Annotated in this window: 17 protein-coding genes; 6 read left to right on the plus strand and 11 right to left on the minus strand. The window is 71.2% G+C overall.

Features of this window, described 5'->3' with window-relative positions:
• Positions 1-71: 71 nt before the first annotated feature.
• The 5 genes from HTZ77_RS18100 to wrbA all read right to left on the minus strand — a co-directional run bounded on the left by HTZ77_RS18100 (position 72) and on the right by wrbA (position 3,761).
• Positions 72-665 carry a dihydrofolate reductase family protein gene (locus HTZ77_RS18100; RefSeq protein ID WP_175590751.1) on the minus strand — a complete coding sequence of 198 codons (594 nt, stop codon included), beginning with the start codon at positions 663-665 and terminating at the stop codon, positions 72-74.
• A 94-nt stretch (positions 666-759) separates the two neighbouring features.
• Positions 760-1,224, minus strand: a complete 465-nt coding sequence (locus HTZ77_RS18105) for an SRPBCC family protein (protein WP_175590752.1) — start codon at positions 1,222-1,224, stop codon at positions 760-762.
• The gene (locus HTZ77_RS18110; RefSeq protein ID WP_175590753.1) at positions 1,221-1,565 is read right to left on the minus strand and encodes an ArsR/SmtB family transcription factor; all 345 of its coding nucleotides are present in this window, start codon (positions 1,563-1,565) and stop codon (positions 1,221-1,223) included. Before HTZ77_RS18110 ends, HTZ77_RS18105 begins: the two co-directional genes overlap by 4 nt.
• A gap of 97 nt (positions 1,566-1,662) precedes the next feature.
• The gene (locus HTZ77_RS18115; RefSeq protein WP_175590754.1) at positions 1,663-3,084 is read right to left on the minus strand and encodes an MFS transporter; all 1,422 of its coding nucleotides are present in this window, start codon (positions 3,082-3,084) and stop codon (positions 1,663-1,665) included.
• Positions 3,085-3,101: 17 nt separating this feature from the next.
• Positions 3,102-3,761 (minus strand): NAD(P)H:quinone oxidoreductase, encoded by a 660-nt coding sequence (wrbA, locus tag HTZ77_RS18120; protein WP_175590755.1) that lies wholly within the window; start codon positions 3,759-3,761, stop codon positions 3,102-3,104.
• An 88-nt stretch (positions 3,762-3,849) separates the two neighbouring features.
• Between wrbA and HTZ77_RS18125 the strand changes: the two genes are divergently transcribed.
• From HTZ77_RS18125 to HTZ77_RS18140, 4 genes are all read left to right on the plus strand, one after another.
• Entirely contained in the window at positions 3,850-4,488 is a 639-nt protein-coding gene (locus HTZ77_RS18125; protein WP_205302761.1) for a histidine phosphatase family protein, read from the plus strand.
• A 102-nt stretch (positions 4,489-4,590) separates the two neighbouring features.
• Positions 4,591-5,415 carry an AraC family ligand binding domain-containing protein gene (locus HTZ77_RS18130; protein ID WP_175590756.1) on the plus strand — a complete coding sequence of 275 codons (825 nt, stop codon included), beginning with the start codon at positions 4,591-4,593 and terminating at the stop codon, positions 5,413-5,415.
• Positions 5,370-6,119: an AzlC family ABC transporter permease gene (locus HTZ77_RS18135; RefSeq protein ID WP_175590757.1), complete on the plus strand. Its 750-nt coding sequence runs from the start codon at positions 5,370-5,372 to the stop codon at positions 6,117-6,119. Before HTZ77_RS18130 ends, HTZ77_RS18135 begins: the two co-directional genes overlap by 46 nt.
• Positions 6,116-6,424 (plus strand): AzlD domain-containing protein, encoded by a 309-nt coding sequence (locus HTZ77_RS18140; protein WP_175590758.1) that lies wholly within the window; start codon positions 6,116-6,118, stop codon positions 6,422-6,424. The genes HTZ77_RS18135 and HTZ77_RS18140 overlap by 4 nt, the downstream gene beginning before the upstream one ends.
• Positions 6,425-6,472: 48 nt before the next feature.
• Here the strand turns inward: HTZ77_RS18140 and HTZ77_RS18145 are convergent, their stop codons facing one another.
• The 3 genes from HTZ77_RS18145 to HTZ77_RS18155 form a co-directional block, all read right to left on the minus strand.
• Positions 6,473-8,050, minus strand: a complete 1,578-nt coding sequence (locus HTZ77_RS18145) for a lectin (RefSeq protein ID WP_175590759.1) — start codon at positions 8,048-8,050, stop codon at positions 6,473-6,475.
• 41 nt (positions 8,051-8,091) lie between these two features.
• Positions 8,092-9,276 (minus strand): RICIN domain-containing protein, encoded by a 1,185-nt coding sequence (locus tag HTZ77_RS18150; RefSeq protein ID WP_235994782.1) that lies wholly within the window; start codon positions 9,274-9,276, stop codon positions 8,092-8,094.
• Between the two features lie 91 nt (positions 9,277-9,367).
• Positions 9,368-12,844 (minus strand): ThuA domain-containing protein, encoded by a 3,477-nt coding sequence (locus HTZ77_RS18155; protein ID WP_175590760.1) that lies wholly within the window; start codon positions 12,842-12,844, stop codon positions 9,368-9,370.
• 477 nt (positions 12,845-13,321) lie between these two features.
• On the opposite strand from HTZ77_RS18155, the gene HTZ77_RS18160 reads away from it, so the two are divergent.
• A complete protein-coding gene (locus tag HTZ77_RS18160) occupies positions 13,322-14,353 on the plus strand; it encodes a LacI family DNA-binding transcriptional regulator (protein WP_175590761.1) in 1,032 nt (343 codons plus the stop codon).
• 76 nt (positions 14,354-14,429) lie between these two features.
• On the opposite strand, the gene HTZ77_RS18165 is transcribed toward HTZ77_RS18160, so the two are convergent.
• The 3 genes from HTZ77_RS18165 to HTZ77_RS48245 form a co-directional block, all read right to left on the minus strand.
• Positions 14,430-16,187, minus strand: a complete 1,758-nt coding sequence (locus HTZ77_RS18165; protein WP_175590762.1) for a ThuA domain-containing protein — start codon at positions 16,185-16,187, stop codon at positions 14,430-14,432.
• A 56-nt stretch (positions 16,188-16,243) separates the two neighbouring features.
• A complete protein-coding gene (locus tag HTZ77_RS18170; protein ID WP_175590763.1) occupies positions 16,244-19,069 on the minus strand; it encodes a carbohydrate-binding protein in 2,826 nt (941 codons plus the stop codon).
• Between the two features lie 96 nt (positions 19,070-19,165).
• On the minus strand, positions 19,166-21,559 hold the full coding sequence (locus tag HTZ77_RS48245; protein WP_175590764.1) for a ricin-type beta-trefoil lectin domain protein: 2,394 nt from the start codon (positions 21,557-21,559) through the stop codon (positions 19,166-19,168).
• Positions 21,560-21,900: 341 nt separating this feature from the next.
• Here HTZ77_RS48245 and HTZ77_RS18180 point away from each other — a divergent pair, with 341 nt between their 5' ends.
• Positions 21,901-22,638: a FadR/GntR family transcriptional regulator gene (locus tag HTZ77_RS18180; protein WP_205302762.1), complete on the plus strand. Its 738-nt coding sequence runs from the start codon at positions 21,901-21,903 to the stop codon at positions 22,636-22,638.
• Positions 22,639-22,660 lie beyond the last annotated feature (22 nt).

Consider the following 22,660-nt stretch of genomic DNA (forward strand, 5'->3'; position numbering starts at 1 on the left):
CGCGGGGCCGGCTTCGGCAGGCGATCAGCAGCACAGCGGCCGGCGTCCGGCGAGCCGGGTCGCGGCTGCGGTCATCGTTCGAGCTGGTAGCGCAGGTGTGTCACGTCGGGTGCCGGTATGGCCTCGATGAGGCTGAGCCGCGTGTGCACGGGCAGTTCCTGGAAGAGCCGCCGCCCGGCGCCCAGCAGGACGGGCACCTGGTGGATGACGATCTCGTCGACCAGTCCCGCGGTGAGCGCGGCGGCGAGGACGCCGCCGCCCATCAGGACGATGTCGAGGTCTCCCGCGGCCTCGCGGGCCGCGGTGGCCGCTTCCTCGATCGAGGTGGAGAAGTGCTGCGCCGGGGTCGCCTCGGGCGGCGCCGGCCGGTGGCTGACGACGAAGAGCGGTGCGGTGGGGTGGGGGCTGCCGCCGCTCCAGCCGTTGGCGTCGTCGTAGCTGTTGCGTCCGGCGATCACGGCTCCGACGCGTGCGGCGAAGGGGTCGATGAAGCGGCGGGTGGTCTCGGAGGTGCGGAATGCCGGGACGACGGTGCTGGGGGTGTCGCCGTTCCAGTACCAGTCGTGGAGGATGCCGCCGTCTCCGAGTCCGTGGCCGGGGCCCGGGTCGCGGCCGGTGATGAAGCCGTCGACGGAGACGGCCATCACGCTGCGGATCTTGGTCATCGTGTTCACCTGTTCTGTCGAGGATCCCGGCGCGCGCGGCAACGGGCTCATGGGGCTACCGGTCAGGGCATGGTTCGCCACGTCACCGGCCCGTTCATCGGGTCAGGAGCGTGTCCAGGCGCGTCATCGAGTCGCGGACGCCGTGTTCCATGCCGCTCTCGATCATCGCGTCGCGGCTCTCGACCGAGCCGAACACGGCGTGGGTGTGCACGCGGGTGCGTCCGCCCAGATCCTCGAACGTCAGCGTCTCCAGGCTGACCTGGTCGGGCCATCCGTCGTACTGGAAGGTCTGGACGATCCGCTCGCCCGCCTCCACGGTGTGGAACACGCCGCGGAAGCCGTGTCGGCCCGACCCGTCGCGGTGCACGTAGGAGTAGCGGCCGCCGGTGACCGCGTCGTACTCCAGCACGGTCGTGGTCGTCCCGGACGGTCCCAGCCATCGCGGGAGGAGCTCGGGGTCGGTCCAGGCCCGGAACACCTGGACCGGGGTGGCCTCGAACTCGCGCACGATGTCGATGAACGGCGTGCCGGGCCGGGCAGTGATCACGGTCTCGTTCACTTCTCCTGCTCCTTCATGGTCTCCAGGACCGCGTCCAGACGGCGGTGCCGCTGCTCGGCGACCAGCCGGTAGGTGTCGATCCAGCCGGTCAGCTCCTCCAGAGCGGCCGCGTTCAGGTGGCACGGCCGACGCTGGGCGTCGCGGCTGCGCGTGATCAGGCCGGCCGCCTCCAGCACCTGGAGGTGCCGTGACACCGCCTGTTTGGTGATGGCGAACGGCTCGGCCAGCTCGTTCACGGTCGCGTCGCCACGCGACAGCCGGGCGATCAACGCACGCCGGACGGGGTCGCCCAGCGCGGTGAACGCACGGTCCAACCGCTCTTCCCGATCGTCAACAGCCATGTTGTTCAACGCATCCTTTTATCAACCGATGCGTTGACAATAGGCCGCGGGTCCGGCCCCGTCAAGCCCCCGCCACCGCCGGTACCGAGGACGGTGGTCAGTCGCGCCGGTGCCGCGGCAGCAGCAGGCCGACCAGCGCGATGACCGGTCCGAGCCCGGCCGCCACCAGGAAGACCAGGCTGTAGCCGGCGGCGAGGGCGGCCGGCGAACTCCCGGCGGCCTCAGCGGCTCCGGCGCCCGCGGCCGTGGCGAGCACCGCCAGGCCGATGGACCCGCCGGCCTGGCCGGCGGTGTTGGCCAGGCCGCCGATGATCCCCGCGTCGCCCTCGGGGACGTCGGCGGTCGCCGCGGCCATGAGCGTGGGGAAGGTCAGCCCGATGCCGACCGCGACGAGCAGCGTGGGCCCGAGCACGCCGGTGACGTAGCCGCTGCCGACGCCGGCCTGGGCCAGCCAGCCGAACCCGGCCAGGAAGCAGCCGCAGCCGGCCAGCACCAGCGGGCGCACACCCGTGCGCGGCAACAGGGCGGCGGCCGGCCGCGCGACCAGCATGAACGTGACCGCCGCGGGCGTCTGCCCCAGCCCGGCCCGCAGCGCGTCGTAGCCGAGGACGTTCTGCAGGAACAGCGACGTGAAGTACCACATCGCGATGGTGATCCCGCCGAACAGCAGCAGCATGACGTTGCCGACGGCCACCCGCCGGATCCTGAACAGCCGGAGCGGCATCATCGGCCGCGCGGCGAACCGCGCCTCCACCACCGTGAACGCCACGAGCAGGAGCAGACCCGCCCCGGCCGGCCCGGCGACCGGCAAGGACGTCCAGCCGTGATCGGCGCTCCGCATCACGCCGTAGATCAGCGCGGCCAGCCCCGCGGTCCCCGTGACCGCGCCGACGAGGTCGAGCGGCTCCCGCCGGACGGCCCGCGTCCCGGCCAGCGACGTCACGGCCGCCCCGATCAGCACCACACCGATCGGCACGTTGATGAGGAACACCCAACGCCACGACAGGCCCGACGTGATGGCGCCGCCCGCGAGCGCGCCGGCCATCCCGCCCACGCCGCCCGCGGCCGACCAGGCGCCGAACGCCCGGGCACGCGCGCCCGGCTCGGTGAAGCCGGTGTTGATCACGGCGAGTGTCGCCGGGGCCAGCAGGGCGGCTCCCACGCCCTGCGCGACGCGGGCCGCCACCAGGACCTCCGGAACGGTCGCCAGCCCGCCCGCCAGGCTGGCGGCGGAGAACAGGAACAGCCCGGCGACCAGGGTCCGGCGATGGCCCGCCAGGTCGGCCGCGCGGCCGCCCAGCAGCATGAAGCCCGCGAAGGTGAGCAGGTAGCCGTTCACCACCCAGGCCAGGCCGGTGGCCGTGAAGCCGAGGTCGCGCTGGATCGAGGGCAGCGCGACGTTCACGATGGACGCGTCCAGGATCACCATGAACTGGCAGGCGCACGCCAGCGCCAGGACCAGCCAGGCGGCCCCGGCACGCGGTCCGGCCGGCCGCGCCGCGGCTCCGGTGCTCGTCATGACGTCCTCCTCGCCGCTCACGCGGTGCGGGAGGCCGCGCCGGCCATGGTGTCGCGGGCGTCCCCGGCGGGGACGCCTTCCAGCAGCCGGGTCGTGATCGTGGCCAGCCGCCGCCCCTGGTACCTGGCGGCTTCCAGCGTGGCGGCGTCGGGGCCGTCACCGGTCTGGCCGCTCACGAGCGACGTGCCGTACGGGTTGCCGCCGGCGGCGTACACGGCCGGATCGGTGAACCCGGGCGGGACGATCAGTGCGCCCCAGTGGTAGAAGACGTTGCCCAGCGACAGGATCGTGGCCTCGCTGCCGCCGTGCCGGTTGTAGGCCGAGGTGAAGGCCGTCACCGGCTTGTCGGCCAGCACCCCTTCGCGCCACAGGCCCCCGGCCTGGTCGATGAACTGCTTGAGCTGGGCGGCGGGCGCGCCGAACCGCGTCGGCGTCCCGAACGCGAACGCGTCGGCCCAGGCCAGGTCCTCGACCGAGGCCAGGCCGATCGTCGTGGTGGCGTCGGCGTGCCGCCGCCACAGCGGGTTCTCGTCGATAGCGCTGTCGGGCGCCAGCTCGGCGACCCGCCGCAGCCGCACCTCGGCTCCGGCCGAGGCGGCGCCCTCGGCGACGGCCTCGGCGAGGGCGTGCACGTTGCCTGTCGCGCTGTAGTAGATGACGGCGACCTTCACGGTCATGTCCCGGCTCCCTCGATGTCAGAGCAGATTGATTATGCGAATAACTATTATGTGGATAACCATCCTGTCAAACGGGTAGGGTCGGGGCATGAGTGATCGCGTCCGGTTGCTGTGCCTGCGTCACGCGGAGTCTGAGAACGTCACGGCCGGCGCCGCCGGCGCGCTCCCCTCCGCGAGGCTGACGGCGAAGGGACGTCTCCAGGCCGCCGAAGCGGCCAGGCGCGTGATCGGCGAAGGGACGACGCGGATCTACGCCAGCACGGCCGTCCGGGCACGGCAGACCGCCGACATCATGGCGCGGACGCTCGGGGTCGATGTCGTGCCGCTGCAGGACCTGGTCGAGGTCCATGTCGGTCGCGCGGAAGGCGCCGTCGATCCCGCCACGCGGGCCCGCACGGCGGCCGTTCTCCGCTCGTGGATCGTGGAGGGGGACCTCGGGGAGGCGGTGGCCGACGGAGAGGACGGGCACGCGGTCACCGCGCGGGTCGCCGCCGCCCTCACCTCGATCGCCGCCGAGCACGCGGGCGAGACGGTCGCCGTGATCGGGCACGTGGCGAGCCTCACCACCGGCCTCAGCGCTCTGTGCGGGCTGGGCCGGCAGGTGTGGGGCGCGCCGCTCCCCCACGCGGTCCCGTTCCTCGTCGAGTGGGACGGACGCGCGTGGCAGTGCCCGTCGTGGCCGTCCGGAACGGCTGCTCAGGAGGTCACGGGCGCAGCAGGGTCTTGACCGGCTCGGGCAGGCACTCCCGGACCGGCGCCGGTCCGCCGTGCAGGTGGAGCGGACGCGGGTCGGCACAGGGCGGAAATCGGTCAGGCGGACAATGGGGATATGGCGGATCCGGGGAAGGAGCTGGCGCGGCACTGGCGGTATCCCGAGCTGCCTGGAGTCGATCTGCTGCGTGCCCGGTACATCCACAAGGAGTTCGTGCGGCACACGCATGAGGCCTTCGTCATCGCCGCCATCGCCGACGGGGGCGAGGTCTTCCACCATCGCGGTGCCGATCAGCACGCCGGGGCGGGGGCGCTCGCGCTGGTCAATCCCGACACGCCGCACACGGGCCGGGCCGGCGTGCCCGAGGGGTGGCGGTACGGGGCCGTGTATCCGTCGCCCGACGTGGTGGGTGAGATCGCGGCCGAGACCACGCTCATCCGTGGGACGCCGGGGTTCGTCAGCCCGGTGCTCGACGATCCGTACGCCGTGAGGCTGGTGCATCAGGTGCTGCGGGTAGCGGATGACGGCAATGCGCTGGCCGCCGACACGCTGTTGCGGGTCGCCGTGACAAGGCTGCTTCGGCTCAACGGCGGGCCGTTGCCGCAGCGGGAGGTACGGACGGCGGGCGCCCGGATCGCGGCCCGGGCGCGTGCCGTGCTGCTGGAGCGGCTGGCCGAGCCGCCGAGCCTGGACAGGCTCGCGAGTGACCTCGGCACCAGTCCGTTCGCGTTGCTGCGGGCGTTCCGGGACGCCTACGGGATGCCGCCGCACGCCTGGCTGACGGACGCACGGGTACGGCGGGCGCGGCGGTTGCTGGACGCCGGGACGACGCCGGCCGAGGCCGCCGTCGCCGACGTACAAGACGCGCGAAGGCGCCCGCCGCTACGGTCCGAATCATGGCAGAACAGACAGCTCTCGCGGACATGCGGTCCGACGGCGTAGGGAGACCGGACGCCGCCGTCGTACGGGACGCCCTCGGAGTCGGCATCGCCGTAGGACTGTCCGGCTTCGCCTTCGGGGTGACCTCGGCCGGCAGCGGGCTCACGCTGCCGCAGACCTGCGCGCTCAGCCTCCTGGTGTTCACCGGCGCCAGCCAGTTCGCGCTCGTGGGGGCGCTCGCGGCCGGGGGCAACCCGCTCACGGCAGCCGCCGGCGCCTTCTTCCTGGGAGTGCGCAACGCCTTCTACGGGCTGCGCCTGTCCCAGACGCTGGCCCTCCCGCGCGCGGTGCGGCCGTTCGCCGCCCAGTGGATCATCGACGAGACGACCGCGGTCTCGCTCGCCCAGCCCACGCGGCGCAACGCCCGGCTCGGGTTCACCGTCACCGGGCTCAGCCTGTACGTGCTGTGGAACCTCACCACGCTGCTCGGCGCGCTCGGCGCGGAGGCCCTCGGGGACACCGACGCGTGGGGCCTCGACGCCGCCGGGCCCGCCGTGTTCCTGGCGTTGCTCGCGCCGATGCTGAGGACCACCACCGAGCGTGCCGTGGCCGGCCTGGCCGTCGTCCTGGGGCTCGGGCTGCTGCCCGTGCTGCCCGCGGGCGTACCCGTCCTGGTGGCCGCGCTCGCGGCGCCCGCCGTCCTCTGCCTGCAGGGCCTCCGCCGCAGGGGCGCGGCAGGCGACGACCCGCAGGAGGAAGTCCGTTGAACATCTGGATCGCGATCGGTGCGACCGCCCTCGGCTGCTACGCCGTCAAGCTGGCCGGCCTGCTGGTGCCCGCGGGCGCCCTGGAGAGGCCGCTCGTCAGGCGTCTGGCCGCTCTCCTGCCGGTGGCCCTCCTCGCCGCGCTCACCGCCCAGCAGGCCTTCGCCGACGGGCACGCCCTGGTGCTCGACGCGAGGGCCGCGGGGCTCGCCGCGGCCGCCCTCGCGCTGGTCCTGCGCGCTCCGTTCCTGGTCGTGGTGGCGGCGGCGGTGGTCGTGACCGCGGGGGTGCGGGCCCTGGGCGGGTGACGCCATCCGGCCCTCGACGTGATCGGTCCATCCTGCCGGATCGACGGGTCAGGTGCGGGTCCAGCGTTGGTTGGCGCCGCCGTTGCACGACCAGATGGTCAGTTTGGTGCCGTTGGCGGTGGCGTTGTTCGGCACGTCGAGGCACTTGTTCGCCCCGACGGCGGTGATGGTGCCGTCGGCGTTGAGGCGCCACTTCTGGTTGTCCTGGCCGTTGCAGTCCCAGATGATGACGTTGGTGCCGTCGGCGGTGCCCCGGTTGTAGACATCCAGGCACTTGGTGCCGTAGACCCGCAGCTCACCGCTCGCGGTCGCCGTCCACTTCTGGTTGTCCTGGCCGTTGCAGTCCCAGATCTGCGCCTGCGCGCCGTTGGCCTGCGAGGCGCCGGTGACGTCGAGACATCTGCCCGACCCCGCCCCCTTGATCGCCCCCGTGGGCGGGGTGACGATGCCCCCTCCGGTCACGACGTACATGGCCGCGCCGTGTCCGGGGACCGACGCGCTGATCGTCCCGGGGGAGGTGGACGTGGTGTGCGCCCACAGGTCGCGCACCGCGTACGAGGTGGCGGACCCCAGTCCGAGGGCGGAGGCGGTGGTGGAGACCGTGGAGGTGGCGGTGCCCCGGTTGAGCAGCACGGCCGCGACCGAGCCGTTCGACATCGGCTTGCGCCAGACCTCCAGGTTGCCGTTGTCGCTGATCTTGTGGCCCTGCCTGCCGCCCCAGTCCTGGTTGACCGCGATGACCTCGGTGTTGGTGAGGATCGTCCGCGTGTCGGCGCTCATCGTGCGGAGGTCGTTCCCGGCGAGGAGCGGCGCGTTCAGCAGCGACCACAGGCTGAAGTGCGCGCGGCCCTCGGTCCCCGTCACCCCGCCGACGCCCACCTCCAGCATGTCGGGGTCGTTCCACCCGCCCGGGCCCGAGTACGATTCCAGCCCGACCTGCTGGTCCAGGATTCCCATGATCGAATTCCAGTTGGCCGCGATGTCGCCCGTGTTGCGCCAGGAGTTGCCCACGGGCATCCCCCACGTCCACACGCTCTCCTGCCCCCAGTTGCACAGGCTGTACGCGATCTGACGCCCGGTCGCGGCCAGCGCGTCGCGCATGGCGGTGTAGCGCTGCTGCCCGTTCAGGCCCTTGTGGTCGCCGCAGTTGTCGTACTTCAGGTAGTCGATCCCCCAGGACGCCCACAGGGCCGCGTCCCGCCGCTCGTTGCCCAGGCTGGCCGGGTACCCCGCGCACGTCGTGGTACCCGCTGAGGAGTAGATGCCGAGCTTGAGCCCTTTGGAGTGGATGTAGTCGGCCAGGGCCTTGATGCCGTCGGGGAACTTCTGCGGATCCGGCACCAGGTCGCCGTTGGCGTTGCGGCTCTTGGTGGACCAGCAGTCGTCGATGTTGACGTAGGTGTAGCCCGCCGCCGCCATGCCGCTGGAGACCATGGCGTCGGCCGTCTGGCGGATCAGGCCGTCGTTGACGTTGCAGCCGAAGCTGTTCCAGTCGTTCCACCCCATCTGGGGCGTGCGGGCCAGGCCGTTGTCCAGGGCGGCGGCGGGCGACGTCGCACCGCCGATCGCGACGATGGAGCCGGCTGCGAGTAACGCCGCAAGTGCTGAGCCGAGAACTCTGCGCATCTGATACCTCTGGCTACGGGAGTGAGGGGGTGGGGCATGGGTCAGGTGCGGGTCCAGCGCTGGTTGGCGGCGCCGCCGCAGGACCAGATCTGCACTCTGACCCCGTTGGCCGTGCCGGCGCCGGAGACGTCGAGGCACTTGTTCGCCCCGACGGCGGTGATGGTGCCGTCGGCGTTGAGGCGCCACTTCTGGTTGTCCTGGCCGTTGCAGTCCCAGATGATGACGTTGGTGCCGTCGGCGGTGCCCCGGCCGTACACATCCAGGCACTTGGTGCCGTAGACCCGCAGCTCACCGCTCGCGGTCGCCGACCACTGCTGGTTGACCTGGCCGTTGCAGTCCCAGATCTGCGTCTGCGCGCCGTTCGCCTGCGAGGCGCCGGCGACGTCGAGACACCTGCCCGACCCCACCCCCTTGATCGCCGGGGTGCCGTCCCCTGACTGACCGATGCTGCCGGGTACGGACTGCAGGGCGCCGTACCAGGCGGCGGCCATCTTGTCGTAGCCGCCGGCGGTGGGGTGGATGCCGTCGATCAGGTCGGAGGTGGTCAGCTTGCCGTGCATGTCGACCAGGTGGACGTGCCTGCCGCTGTTCACCTTGCTCTGCACGATGCCGGGGATGGCCGCGTTGAGGGTGCGGCCGGCCGCCTCCTGGCCGGCGTTGGACAGCGGGATGATGGTCGCGACGAAGACGTCCGCGTCCGGCACGGTCGCGGTGATGTGGTCGATCAACGTGGACAGCCGTTGCGGGGCGCCTGCCACGTCGCGGTTCTGCAGGACGTCGTTGGTGCCGATGTGCAGCAGCACCGTGCGCGGTGTGTAGGTGCGCAGCCAGCCGGTGATGTTCGCGTCGATCTGGTCGATCCGCCACCCGGGATGGCCTTCGTGATCGTGGTCGCCGAGGCTGCCCGGTCCGTTGGACTGCGACCCGACGAGGTCGACCGTGTAGCGGCCGGCGGCCAGGCGCTGCCACAGTCCGATCCGGTACCCGCCCGGCACCTGGGTGCCCTCGGTGATCGAGTCTCCCAGGGGCATGACCCGCACCCCGCCGTCGGACTCCGCGCGGGCGTCCCCGGCCCCCGGCATCGTGCCGGTCACCGCCAGGATCACGGCCGTCACCGCGGCGGCCCACCACCGTCCCCACGTACGCATGCTCAACCTCTCGTCGTCGTCAGCGGGCGGGCCGAGCCGGTCGGGGACGCCGGTGGTGACAGGCTCGGCGGGGCCCATGGGCGGTGGTGACCGGCGGGGCGCGACGGCTCAGCTGTGGTGGGCACGAGGACCTCCCTGAGAGACGGGACTGTGAGCGTTGACATCGGGGTCAGACGCGGTTCCACTTCTGGTTCGTGCCGCCGTTGCACGTCCAGATCTGCACCTTGGTGCCGTTGGCCGTGCCGGCGCCGGAGACGTCGAGGCACTTGTTCGCCCCGACCGCGGTGATGGTGCCGTCGGCGTTGAGCCGCCACTTCTGGTTGTTCTGGCCGTTGCAGTCCCAGACGATCACCGCGGCGCCGTCCGCCGTGCCCGCCCCGCTGACGTCCAGGCACTTGCCGCCGGACGCCCGCAACTCACCGGCACTGGTCGAGGTCCACTGCTGGCCGGACTGCCCGTCGCAGTCCCAGATCCGCGCCTGAGCGCCGTTCGCCGGGGAGGCCCCGCCGACGTCCAGGCACCGCCCCGACCCCACTCCCTTCACCGCGCTCGTACTGCCGGACGGGCCACCTTGCCCCACGCCCTTGCCGGTGAAGGTGAAGGAGTCGACGTCGAACGCGTTCGCCGACGGCGCCTTGAAGACGATGAAGACGTCGCGGGTGCCGCCGGGGTCGGTGACCCGGACCGCGGGCAGGGAGACATAGGTGTTCCAGCCCCCGGTCGCCGTCACGGGACTCGAGGCGATGAGCGCCCCGGTCGGCGAGCCCGCGCGCAACTCGATGGACGCCCCGGTGTCGGACGGCGCCGAGACACGGAAGGACACCGCGTCGATCCCGGACAGGTTGACCGGTGTGAAGGAGATCCAGTCGTTGTTCGAGACGTCACCGATCCGCCTGCCGCCCTCGGCCCCGGGTTCGTCGACGATCCGGACCCCGGACGAGCCGGTGAAGTGCTCGGCCTGCTTGTGCTTGGGCTGCAGGGTGACGCCGGCGCTGCCCTTCAGGCCCCCCTTGTCGGTGTAGTCGGCGGACACGACGTAGTAGACGTTGGCCGCCTCGTCGTGGCCGGAGGCGGTGGTCGTGACCGTCCCGGAGCAACCGGTGTACTGACCGGTGTCGTGGGCGTGCTGGTCGTGGCCGAGCGCGGTGATCACGTTGACCTTCGCACAGTCGACGGCGCCGTCCTCGGGGTCGGTGACGTTCACCGTGTAGGCCACCTGGTCGCCGAAGTCGATGAACCCGCCGTCGGGCGGAGCCGAGAGGACGACCTTGGGACGGGTGTTGCCGACGCTGACGGTCACGGTGGCGCCGCCCGTCTTCCCGCCGGGGTCCCGTACGGTCAGCCTGACGGTGTAGGTGCCGTTGGCGGTGTAGGTGTGGGACGGGTTGGCGCCGGTGGAGGTGCCGCCGTCGCCGAAGTCCCACGCGTAGGTGATCGCGTCGCCGTCCGGGTCGGACGAGCCCGCCGAGGAGAACGCCACCGCCAGCGGCGCGCTGCCCGAGTCGGGGCCGGCGCTCGCCCTGGCGACAGGAGCGCGGTTCCCGGCCACGTAGTCGACCCGGTAGATGCCGTCGTCGGTGTTGTCGTGGCCGAAGCCGTTGCCCCAGTCGGCGTAGTACAGGGCGCCGTCAGGGCCGAACTTCATGTCGATGGGCGCGTGCGGAGCGAGCTGCGCGACGAACCTATTGATCTTCAGAAGGTTGCCGGAGGAGTCGAGGCGGAACTCCTTGACGACGTTGCGGCTCCACTCGTAGAAGAACGGCGTCTTGTCGAAGTACTCGGGGAACTTGCGGTCCGAGGTGCTCGCCCGGTCGTAGTGGTAGAACGGGCCGCCCATCGGGGCCGCGCCGCCGCAGCAGTCGATCTCCGGGAACTCGGCCGAAGCGTGGTAGTCGTACCAGACCGTGGCGGGCTTGGCCGCGGGCAGGCTGGTCATGCCGGTGTTGTTGGGTGAGTCGTTGACCGGCGCCGAGCAGTTGAACTTCGCGCCGGACGTGTTGGTGGCGAAGTTGAAGTCGTTGAACGGGATGTTGTTGCCGACGCAGTACGGCCAGCCGTAGAAGCCCGGCTGCTTGATCAGGTTCCACTCGACGGTGCCCTCAGGGCCGCGGTTGGGGTTCGCGCTGCCCGCGTCGGGGCCGTAGTCACCCACCGAGATCCAGCCGGTGTCCTTGTCGACGGCGAAGCGGAACGGGTTGCGAAAGCCCATCGCGTAGATCTCGGGGCGCGTCTTGGCGGTGCCGGGCGGGAAGAGGTTGCCCGACGGGACCGTGTAGGTGCCGTCGGCCTCGGGGTGGACGCGCAGGATCTTGCCGCGCAGGTCGTTGGTGTTGGCCGCGGAGCGCTGGGCGTCGTAGTGCTCGCGGCCGGGCCGTTCGTCGATCGGCGCGTAGCCGCTGGAGCCGTTGGGATTGGTGTCGTCTCCGGGCCCGATGTAGAGGTTGCCGCCCGGGCCGAACGCGAGATAGCCGCCGGTGTGACCGGGCTCGTCGACGTTGCGGTACGCCGGGACCTCGATGATCTTCTTCTCGCTCGCCAGGTCGAGGCTGGTGCCGTTGAAGGTGAAGCGCGACACGCGGTTCACCTCACCGGCGTTGGACGGCGAGTAGTTGAGGTAGATCCAGCCGTTGGTGGCGAAGCCGGGGTCCAGCGCCAGCCCGACCCCGCCGTCCTCGCCGCCGTCGTACACCGGCAGCGTGCCGATGACGCGCGTGCCCGCGCCACTGGCGGGGATCATGTTCACCTTGCCCGACCGCGAGATGGAGAAGACCCTGCCGTCGGCGGCCACGTCCAGCTCCATCGGCTGGTCCGGCGCCCCGTCGAGCGTCACCTTCTGGAACCGGGCCGCGACCGTGCCGCCGCAGTCGCCCGGCGCCGCGCCCGCCGCCCACGTCACCCCGCCCAGCAGGTGCTGCTTGAACAGCGGCTCCGAATAAGCGGATGCCTGGTGCCCCATCGCCGTGGCCCACACCCGGCCGCCCTCCGGGTTGTGGCACCAGGAGATCGGGTGGTCGGCGCCCATCTTGTTCGGCCCCGCGTCATAAGTCGTCTCGTCCGCGGTCACCAGCACGTGCACCGAGCCGCGCGCGTTCTTGTCGAAGTTGTACCACTCCTCCGTACGCGCCCACCGATCCGGCAGACTCTTCGTGGACGGATGCGCCTTGTCGGCCACCTTGGCGGTGCCCTGCACGGTCGCCGAATGCGCGGTCATGTGCGCGCCGGCCAGCACGACCTGGTCCCACCAGGGGAACTGCGCCTCGATGTTCATGTCGGTGGCGTTGTGGACGGCGACGACGCCGTGTCCGCCGCGCACGTACGCCTGGAAGGCCTGACGCTGGGCGTCGTTGTCCCACACCATGCCGTTGGTCTGGAACATGATCACCGCGTCGTACGTGTTGAGGGTCGCGGTCGCGAAGACGGCCGAGTCCTCGCTGCGGTCGAGCTGGAAGTCGTTGTCGGCCGCCAGTTGCTGGAACATCGCGACACCGGCGGCGATGGAGTCGTGCCGGTAGGCGCCGCCCGCGGTCTCGGTGAACAGCAGCACCTTGAACTGCGCGGCGGCGGCGTGCGCCGCCGGCGGCGCACCGAGCGACGACAGCCATAACAGGGCCGCCGCCAGGGCGGGGAGCAGGCGTGATCTTCGCATGGAGGGTCTCCTGGGGGTAACCGGTGACGGTCGGAGGTGGGACGACGTTCTCCTGGCTGAGGAACCGGCCGCTGGCGAAGGGCCGGTCATCTGCAGCACGCGGCCCGCCCGCCGCGCGCCGTCGAAGGTGAGGGGTCGTGCACGGGATCTCCTCACAGGAGGTTGGAGCCCTGATGTGCGCACCGATTCAAACCGATTCGCCATGAAAGTAGGTCTGCCCGGCATAGCTGTCAAGCCTGCTTATCGCGGCATATGAGGGACTCCCTGGTCGGCCCGGCGGATGGCCTGCTTATCACCGCTCGACGAGAAAGCGCAGGTCCGAATACTTATCACCGGCATTTCGCCCCACCCGAGGCGGCCGGAAACAGACGATCTTGCCCAGGGGTGGCAGCAGATGAGTATGAAACTTTCACGCCCGGCGTGGTCACGACGATTCGATCTACGATGCTGAGGTGGGATGACCGGTGGAGGAGCGGGATGAACATCGGCGAGATCGCCAAGCGGTCGGGCGTGGCGCGCAGCACCGTCTCCTACGCCCTGAGCGGCAAGCGCCCGGTGTCGGAGACGACCCGCCGGCGCATCCAGGCGGTCATCGACGAGCTGGGCTACCAGCCCAACGCCAGCGCCAAGGCCCTCAAGGAGGGCAGGACCCGCACCATCGGGCTCGTCATCCCGCCGGCCGGCCGCCGCCTCACCGACATGCAGCTCAGCTTCGTCGCCAGCGTCGTCGACGCCGCCGCACGCGCCGACCTCGACGTCCTGCTGTCGCCCTCCGGAGGCGAGCACGACCGCTCGTTCGAGCGCGTGGTGGGCGGCAGGCGCGTCGACGGCGTCATCCTCATGGAGATCCGGCTGGAGGACGACCGGGTGACCCGCCTGCGGCGGAGCGGGCTGCCGTTCGTCGGCATCGGCCGCACCGACCGTCCCGACGAGATGTCCTGGGTGGACCTCGACTACGAGACGCTGATCGCGCGGTGCGTGCATCACCTGGCCGACCTGGGCCACCGCCACGTCGCCCTGGTCAATCGCCCCGGCGAGCTGCTGGCCGCCGGGTACGGCCCGGCCCACCGCGCCCGGGCGGGCTTCAGCCGCGCCGTGGCCGAACGCGGGATGGAAGGCGTGCAGGCGTGCTGCGCCGACGACGCCCGCGCCGGAGTGTCGTGCGTCGGCCGGCTCCTCGCGGACCATCCCGGCCTGACCGCCGTCGCCACCATCAACGAGGCCGCGATGCCGGGCATGTACCGCGCGATCGAACGCGCGGGCCTGAGCGTGCCGGGCGACTTCTCCATCGCCGGGGTCGCGGGCCGCCACTGGGCCGAGAACCTGCATCCGCCGCTCACCGCCGCCGACGTGCCCGCCGACGAGCTCGGCGCCCACGCCGTCGACCTGCTCGTCCGCCGCATCGCCGACCCGGCCGCCGCTCATCACCGGCTGCTCGTCGCCCCGCCCGTCTCTCTGCGCGGAACGACCGGACCCGCACGCCCGCGCCCGTCGGCGGACCGGGGGTGAACGGCGACGCCGCCGGATCCGGCGGGCACGGTCACGCGCGGCGCGGCACCAGTCGGGCCGCGCCGCGCGTCAGGCCTCAGACGCGGCTCCACTTCTGGTTGTTCTGGCCGTTGCACGTCCAGATCTGCACCCTGGTGCCGTTGGCCGTGCCGGCGCCCGACACGTCCAGGCACTTGTTCGCTCCCACCGCCGTGATGGTGCCGTCGGCGTTGAGCCGCCACTTCTGGTTGTTCTGCCCGTTGCAGTCCCAGACGATCACCGCGGTACCGTCCGCCGATCCCCCGCCGTTCACGTCCAGGCACTTGCCACTGGACGTCCGCAGCTCGCCGGCACCGGTCGAGGTCCACTGCTGAGCCGGCTGCCCGTTGCAGTCCCAGATCCGCGCCTGCGCCCCGTTCGCCGGGGAGGCCCCGCCGACGTCCAGGCACCGCCCCGACCCCACACCGCGCAGCGCACTCGTACTGCCGGGTGTGCTGGTCAGTTCCTTGATCCGGATGTCGCGGAACGACACCACGTCGCCGGGCCCGTGGTTCTGGATGCCGACGTAGCCCTGCTGAAGCGAGCGGACCGGATCGGTGTTGGTGAAATCGTTGATCTTGATGCCGTTCAGGAACACCTGGAGCCGCTCCCCCTCGACCAGCAGCTCGTAGGTGTTCCACTGACCCGGCGGATTCAGCGCCGCGTCCCGCGCCGCGATGTCCGCCGCCTTGAACCCGTAGACCGCCCCCGTCGTCCTGTCCGGAGTGTCGGTCGCGTCGATCTGCACCTCGTATCCGGTGTCGAGGGCCGCGTTCGGGTCACTGGTGGCCGGGAACCCGACGATCACCCCCGAGTTGGAGTCACCGGTCAGCTTCCAGTCGAGCTTCAGCGAGTAGGAACGCAACTCCTTGGCGCTGTACCACAGCATGCCCATGCCGCCCTGGGAGGTCAGCGTGGCGTCGCTGTTGGCGAACGACCCCGGCCCCGCCTGCGACCAGCCGGTCGTCGACCCCTTGTACAACGTCGTGTACCCGGTCTCCGGGCGGCAGTCGGCGTTGGCCGCCTTGGCCGCGTACCGGAGCCCGCCCAGCAGCAGCGTGCGGAAGTTCGGGTCGGCGTACGACTCCTGGGTGTGCCCCAGACCGGTGTAGAACGCGCGCCCGGAGGACTGGGGATGGCACCAGGTGATCGGGTGGTCGCCCATGCCGCCGCCGCTGTAGCTGCCCTCGTCGAGGCTCTGCAGCACCCGCACGCTGGAGCGGGGGTTGGTGCGGTAGTTGTACCACTCGTCGACGCGTGACCAGGTCGCCCCCAGATGAGCGGTCGCGGCGTGCGCCCTGTCCTCGTTCCGCACGGTGGCCTGCTGGATCGCCGGGTGGTTGTTGAACCAGGCCCCCATGAGCTGCCCGTAGTAGGGCCAGTTGTACTCGGTGTCAGCGGCCGAGTGCACCCCCACGTAGCCGCCCCCGCCGTCCACGTACGTCTGGAAGGCGGCCTGCTGGGTGTCGTTCAGCACGTCACCGGTGGTGCTGAGGAACACCACCGCCTGGTACTGGGCGAGGTTGGCCGCGGTGAAGGCGTTCGCGTCCTCGGTCGCGTCGACGGTGAAGTCGTTGGCGGCGCCCAGCTCGCGGACGGCCTGGATCCCGCGGGGGATCGAGTCGTGCCGGAACCCGGCGGTCTTGGAGAACACCAGCACCTTGAAGGCGGCGGCCTGGGCGGGGATGGCGGGGATCACGGTCGCGGCGGCGGCGGTGAGCGCCACCGCGGCCGTCGACAGCGTCCGCAGCACGGACGTCCTCCGCTCGCTCCCCGCGCCGCGCCCGAGCGCGCCGGGTGTCAGATGTCGCAGCATGCGTGTCCTTCCGTCACATCAGTGGGCGATCATGGTGCGGTCAAGGACGGGTGGCCTCAGACGCGGCTCCACTTCTGGTTGCTCTGGCCGTTGCACGTCCAGATCTGGACCTTGGTGCCGTTGGCGGTGCCGGCGCCGGCCACGTCGAGGCACTTGTTCGCCCCGACGGCGGTGACGGTGCCGTCGGCGTTGAGGCGCCACTTCTGGTTGTTCTGGCCGTTGCAGTCCCAGATGATCACCGCAGTGCCGTCCGCCGTGGCCGCGCCGTTCACGTCCAGGCACTTGCCGCCGTACACCCGCAGCTCGCCGGAGCTCGTGGAGGTCCACTGCTGGCTGGACTGGGCGTTGCAGTCCCAGATCTGCGTCTGCGCGCCGTTGGCCTGGGAGGCGCCGCTGACGTCGAGGCATCGGCCCGACCCCGCGCCCTTCAGCGCGCTCGTGCTCCCCGGCGGTGACGTGCCGGTGTCGAGCGTGAAGGCGTCGACGTCGAACAGGTAGCCCTGTCCGGTCGGCCCGCGGAAGACGAGGTACAGCGTCGTGGTCCCGGACGGCGCGCCGGCGAGGCTCGCCGAGACGTCGGTGAAGGTGTCCCACCCGCCGGTGCTCGCGACGTTCACCGTTCCCAGCAGCGTGCCCGTGGCCGAGCCCGCCCGCACCTCGATCCGGCCGCCCGCGCCCGCCGACGACACCCGGGCGGTGATCCTGCTGACGCCGCCCAGGTTGTACGGCTGGAAGGAGATCCAGTCGCCGTCGTCGGTGAAGCCGACCGTCCTGCCGCCCTCGGCGGTGCCGTGCTCGGCCGTCTGCACACCCTGCTGGGCGCCGAAGTGCTCGGCCTGCCGGTGCCGAGGCTGGAGCGTACGGGCGCTGGTGGAGGTCAGGCCGCCCTGGTCGGTGTAGGAGGCCTCGAAGACGCCGTAGATGTTGGCCGCGGCGTCGTGCTCGCCGTCGACCGGCACCGGGATGGAGCCCGAGCACCCCGTCCTGGAGGTGATCTGGTGACGGTGGCTGTCGTGGCCGAGGAAGTAGGCGACGGTGACCTTGGCGCAGTCGATCGTGCCGTCCTCCGGGTCGCTGACGGCGACCTGGAAGGGCACGGTGTCGCCGAAGGCGAACGGCTGCCCGTCGGCCGGGGTGGTCAACGTCACCGCCGGGGCGGTGTTGCCGACGACCACGCTCACGCTCGCGGTTCCGGTCAGCCCCTGCGGGTCGCGGACGGTGAGGGTGACGGTGCGGGAGCCGTTCGCGGTGTAGGTCTTGCTCGGGTTCGCCGCCGTGGACGTGGTGCCGTCGCCGAAGTTCCAGGAGTACGTCAGCGCGCCGCCCTCGGGGTCGGAGCTGCCCGCGGACGAGAAGTTCACCGTCAGCGGAGCCTGTCCCGACGTCCTGTCGGCGGAGGCTCGGGCGATGGGGTTGCGGTTGGCCTGGCCGATGTACTCGATCCGGTACAGCGCCTGGTTGTCCCTCCCGTCGCCGTAGTCCAGGACGTACAGGGCCCCGTCGGGGCCGAAGGCCATGTCCATCACCTGGGTGCCGGTCCAGGGGAACGCGGAGATCTCCCCGTAGCCCCCGTCGGCCCTGACCTCGATGGCCTTGATCCAGCGGCGGCCGTACTCACCGGCGAAGTAGCGCCCGTCCAGGACCTGCGGGAATTTGACGGCCGAGGTGAGGTTCGGGTCGTAACGGTAGACCGGGCCGCCCATCGGCGACTCCGACCCGGAGCCGAACTCCGGCGGTGATCCGGCATCGCCGGCGTAGCGGATCCACGCCGGTCTGGCCGGGGGCAGCGTGGCCTGGCCGGTGTTGCGGAAGGAGTTGTTGGCCGGGCCGCCCGCGCAGTTGTACTTCGGGCCGGTGCTGTTGGAGGCGAAGTTCCACTCGTTGTAGGTCTCACTGGTGGTGTTCGTGCCCGTGCAGTACGGCCAGCCGTAGTTGCCCGGACCGGTGACGCGGTCGAACTCCACCTGCCCGCTGGGGCCGCGGTTGGCGTTGGTCACGCCCGCGTCCGGCCCGTAGTCGCCCAGGTAGACGATGCCGGTCGCCTTGTCCACGCTCATCCGGAACGGGTTGCGGAACCCCATCGCGTAGATCTCCGGCCGGGTCCTCGCCGTGCCGGGCGGGAACAGGTTGCCGGCGGGGATCGTGTAGGTGCCGTCCGGCTGCGGCTTGATCCGCAGGACCTTGCCGCGCAGGTCGTTGGTGTTGGCTGCGGAGCGCTGGGCGTCGTACTGCGGGTTGCGGTCGGTCCGCTCGTCCAGCGGGGAGTAGCCGCTCGACTCGAACGGGTTGGTGTCGTCGCCGGTCGTCAGGTACAGGTTGCCGGCCGCGTCGAAGTCGAGGTCGCCGCCGACGTGGCAGCACATCCCCCGGTCGTTCGGCACCTCCAGCACGACCTTCTCGCTGGTCAGGTCGAGCGTGTCGTCGGGCTTCACGGTGAAGCGGGACAGGTTGAGGTGGCCCTTCCACTGGTCGAACTGCGCCTGCGTGCCGTTGCTCGGCGCGTCGCCGTTCGGCGTGCTCAGCCGGGGCGAGTAGTAGAGCCACACGTACCGGTTCGACGCGAAGCCCGGGTCGACCGCCACCCCCTGGAGGCCCTCCTCGTCGTGCGTGTAGACGTTGAGCCTGCCGGCCACTTTCGTGCTGCCGTTGACGTCGGTGACGCGCACCGTGCCGTCGCGCGCCGTGTGCAGCACCGACCGGTTCGGCAGCACCGCCAGCGACATCGCCTCACCCAGCTCCGCTCCGCCCGAGGCGAGCGACACCTGCTGGTAGTCGGAGGCCGGGATGACCAGCGCCTCCGCCGAGGAGGCGGTGAGCACGAGGGCTCCCGGAGTGATCAGCGCCAGCGTGGTGAGCAAGGTCAGCCACGGACATCGGGACATGGGTATTCCTTCCTGACATACGACGACCAGTCAGGGCAAGGGCGCGCCGTTGCGCGGTTGCCGGAGCCGTGCTTCGCGCGAAGGAGCGCCGCGGCGTCAGGCTCGGGTCCATTTCTGGTTGGCGCCGCCGTGGCAGGTCCAGATCTGGACCTTGGTGCCGTTGGCGGTACCGGCGCCGGCCACGTCGAGGCACTTGTTCGCCCCGACGGCGGTGACGGTGCCGTCGGCGTTGAGGCGCCACTTCTGGTTGTTCTGGCCGTTGCAGTCCCAGATGATCACCGCGGTGCCGTCCGCCGTGGCCGCGCCGTTGACGTCCAGGCACTTGCCGCCGTAGACCCGCAGCTCACCGGAGCTCGTGGAGGTCCACTGCTGGTTGGACTGACCGTTGCAGTCCCAGATCTGCGTCTGCGCGCCGTTGGCCTGGGAGGCGCCGCTGACGTCGAGGCACCGGCCCGACCCCGCCCCCTTCAGCGCGCTCGTGCTCCCCGGCGGTGACGTGCCGGTCCGGGGGCCGGCGGCCGCCATCACGGCCTGGGCGCCCGCCGGCCAGGCGCCGTTGCCGACGGTGACGTTGCCGCGGACGACGTTGCCCCGCTCACCGTTGGTGACGTTGGTGCTGCCGTTGGTCGACCAGTTGTCGGTGACGGTCCAGTTGCCCATGTTCTCGCCGCCCCAGTAGTTGGCGGTGGCCCAGGTGCCGGTGTTCGACAGCACGTTGCGGGTGACGGTGTAGTACTTGGAACCCTCGTCGAAGTAGACCCCGAACCAGCCGTTGGTCCGCAGGCAGTGGTTGTCGCTGATCACGGCGTCCGGGTTCCAGGACAGCGTGTAGATGCACCCGCCGTCGGTCATCTGCTGCATGACGTCGTGGACGTAGTTGCCGACGAGCCGGTTGCCGGACGCGGTGGTGGCCGTGGTGTACCGCGGCTGGTAGTCGTACAGACCACGGTTGGTGTACTGGTTGTTGCCGCCGGGCTCGTTGGCGCCCCAGCCGTAGCCGATCGACATGCCGGTGTACGGCATGTTGTAGACCTCGTTGTGCGACACGTCGGTGTTGGTGACGTAGGTGGTCAGGACCGAGACGACGCCCCGGTAGTCCAGGCCGAGGTCGTGGATCCGGTTGTCGGTGACCGTGATGTTCCGGTTGGTCATCCGCGGGTCGCCGGGGTGGTGCGCGTCGGCGCGCACACCGCCCACCAGGATGCCGCCGGCCGAGCCGCGGGCGACCTCGGAGCGGGTGACCGTGATGTCGCTCGCGCCCAGCCCTACGCCGCTGGCGTGCGCGTTGGCGTCGTTGCCGATGCCGACGGCGGTCTGCCCCAGGTTGACGAACCGGGAGTCGGTGAAGGTGACGTGGTGGGCGGCGGAGACCTGTACGGCGGCGGGCATCTGGTACCAGTGAGGCCGCACGGCCTCGAACTGCCGGCAGCCCTCCTGGCAGGAGGTCAGCCGATCGGCGGGCCAGTTCCAGTCGCCCGCGATGTAGGCGCCGGTCTGCTGGTCCGCGTAGCCCTGGGCGCCGCTCGGCCCGAGCCAGCTCGTACCGGTGAAGGTGATCCCGCTGAAGGTGATGTGGTGTGCGGGCGCGTCGTAGGTGTCCCCGACGTTCACCAGGGACTGCAGCACGGGCAGCTCGACGCTGATGTCGCTCATGGTCTGGCCGGCCGCCGGGATGTACGACAGGACGCCGGTCGCGGGGTTGAGGTACCACTCACCCGGCGCGTCCAGGAACTCGTACGCGTTCTCCAGGTACAGCGGACCCGCCCGGTGCGGCTGCGTGAAGGTGTCGTACCCGAAGGTGTTGTTGTTCCAGCCGGGCTGCTGCATCGTGATGACGTTGCCGCCGATGCTCTGCACCCGCGCGTACCGGTCGGTGAAGGAGCCGACGCTCTCCATCTCGACCCGGTTCTGGTCGGCCAGGTTGTTGAGGTAGCTCAGCGCGCCGTTGCCGAACCTCAGGCCCGTGCTGGTCGCGGTGAAGTCGGCCCGGTTCACCTGGGTGCGGGCGCGCGTGGCGACGGCGCCGTTGACGTACAGTTGCCGCGCGTCGATCCCGGTGCCGACGTCGGCGCGCCAGATGTTCTTCCCGGGGTCCGCCAGTGACCATCCGGTGACCGCCCGGGCTCCGCTGATGACGGGCCGGGCGCCCGCCGCGGCCCGCCAGGTGACGGTGTGGCCGTTGGTCCCGGAGTCGGCGGCGGTCAGCCGGAGCGGCGCCGGGAGCCGGTACACCCCGTCGGCCAGCTCGACGACGATGTCGTCGGTCATGGCGCCGTTCAGCGACCGCACGGCCGCCTGCGCCGCGGACAGCGAGCACGGCTGGGCGGAGGCGCAGGCGGTGCCGGTGCCGGAGGGTGAGGCGTACAGGGTCGTGGTGGCCGCGAGGGCCGAGGTGACCGAGACCACGAGGGCGGAGGCCGCGGCCAGCACCGCGGCGAGGACGCCGGTCAGGACCGGTCTCAGTGCCCGGGCGGGCGAAGAAGATGGCACGGTGGTTCCTCTGGGAGGTGGAGGGGTGCACAGGTCACGATCCAGCCGTGGAGGTCCCGGAGGGAGCGCGTCTCCGGACCTCGCTCCCTATTACGATCTGGGCGCTGATGCCCGTCAAGCCCTTAAGCCCACTTATCTCGCCCTGCGCACACCGGGACTCTGCCCCCGGTGATCCTGTTCACGTCGTTGACCGGCGGCGATGCCCCGCGGTGCGACCGTCCATGACGATCATCTCCGGATGAATCATTCACATGTGTGCTACTGATCAGGCACTGCTCTTCGGCGGCCGGGCCACGCCGATCAGTCATACTCTTGCTGGGGAACGGCGAGGAGGAAGCACGGTGACCGACGCCCCGCGCGAGAGCGGATACCGGCCGGGCTACGAGGTGGCCGCGGAGCAGCTGCTGGAGTTGATCGTCCGGCTGCGCCTGCGCCCGGGAGATCGCCTGCCGACCGAGAACGAGCTGGCCCGGCAGCTCGGCACCAGCCGCACCGTCGTCCGCGAGGCGGTGAAGATCCTCTCCGCGCTCGGCCGGGTGCGCGCCCAGAAGGGGCGCGGCCTGTACGTGGCCGACGACGAGGGGATGCTCGGCACCGGGCGCTGGGCGTCCTTCTTCCTGCCCACCGACCTGGACCACGTCTACATGCTGTTCGAGTTCCGCCGGGCGCAGGAGATGGAGACCAGCCGGCTGGCCGCCCGCCGCGCCACGCCGGCGGAGCTGCGGGCCATCGAGGACGCGGCCGCCAGGTGCCGCCACGGCTTCGAGACCGGACGCGAAGACCTGTTCAACGAGGGCGACGACACCTTCCACACCGCCATCGCCACGGCCGCGCACAACATGTTCCTCCAGATCGCCGTGCAGGAGGCGCGGCGGCTGCAGGCGCAGTCCAGCCTCATCGGGCTGCGCGGCTCGGTGGGCGGGCACGCCGCCGAGGCCGTCGAGGAACACGAGGCGATCTACCAGGCCATCCGCGCCGGCGACCCCGAAGCGGCCGCCCAGGCCGCCGCCACGCACATCGACAACACGCTCGACGACTACCGCCGGGAGATCCGGCAGCGCCTGTTCTCGTCCCACTGACCCCGCCGCCCGCGGGCCAAAC

The organism is Nonomuraea montanisoli (genome assembly GCF_013363975.1).
Classification (GTDB): Bacteria; Actinomycetota; Actinomycetes; order Streptosporangiales; family Streptosporangiaceae; genus Nonomuraea; species Nonomuraea montanisoli.

Excerpts from the sequence above, each read along its gene's own strand:
- HTZ77_RS18100 (WP_175590751.1), bottom strand. The coding sequence starts at position 665 with ATGACCAAGATCCGCAGCGTGATGGCCGTCTCCGTCGACGGCTTCATC.
- HTZ77_RS18110 (WP_175590753.1), bottom strand. The coding sequence starts at position 1,565 with ATGGCTGTTGACGATCGGGAAGAGCGGTTGGACCGTGCGTTCACCGCG.
- HTZ77_RS18115 (WP_175590754.1), bottom strand. The coding sequence starts at position 3,084 with ATGACGAGCACCGGAGCCGCGGCGCGGCCGGCCGGACCGCGTGCCGGG.
- wrbA (WP_175590755.1), bottom strand. The coding sequence starts at position 3,761 with ATGACCGTGAAGGTCGCCGTCATCTACTACAGCGCGACAGGCAACGTG.
- HTZ77_RS18125 (WP_205302761.1), top strand. The coding sequence starts at position 3,850 with ATGAGTGATCGCGTCCGGTTGCTGTGCCTGCGTCACGCGGAGTCTGAG.
- HTZ77_RS18130 (WP_175590756.1), top strand. The coding sequence starts at position 4,591 with ATGGCGGATCCGGGGAAGGAGCTGGCGCGGCACTGGCGGTATCCCGAG.
- HTZ77_RS18135 (WP_175590757.1), top strand. The coding sequence starts at position 5,370 with ATGGCAGAACAGACAGCTCTCGCGGACATGCGGTCCGACGGCGTAGGG.
- HTZ77_RS18145 (WP_175590759.1), bottom strand. The coding sequence starts at position 8,050 with ATGCGCAGAGTTCTCGGCTCAGCACTTGCGGCGTTACTCGCAGCCGGC.
- HTZ77_RS18150 (WP_235994782.1), bottom strand. The coding sequence starts at position 9,276 with ATGGGCCCCGCCGAGCCTGTCACCACCGGCGTCCCCGACCGGCTCGGC.
- HTZ77_RS18155 (WP_175590760.1), bottom strand. The coding sequence starts at position 12,844 with ATGCGAAGATCACGCCTGCTCCCCGCCCTGGCGGCGGCCCTGTTATGG.
- HTZ77_RS18160 (WP_175590761.1), top strand. The coding sequence starts at position 13,322 with ATGAACATCGGCGAGATCGCCAAGCGGTCGGGCGTGGCGCGCAGCACC.
- HTZ77_RS18165 (WP_175590762.1), bottom strand. The coding sequence starts at position 16,187 with ATGCTGCGACATCTGACACCCGGCGCGCTCGGGCGCGGCGCGGGGAGC.
- HTZ77_RS18170 (WP_175590763.1), bottom strand. The coding sequence starts at position 19,069 with ATGTCCCGATGTCCGTGGCTGACCTTGCTCACCACGCTGGCGCTGATC.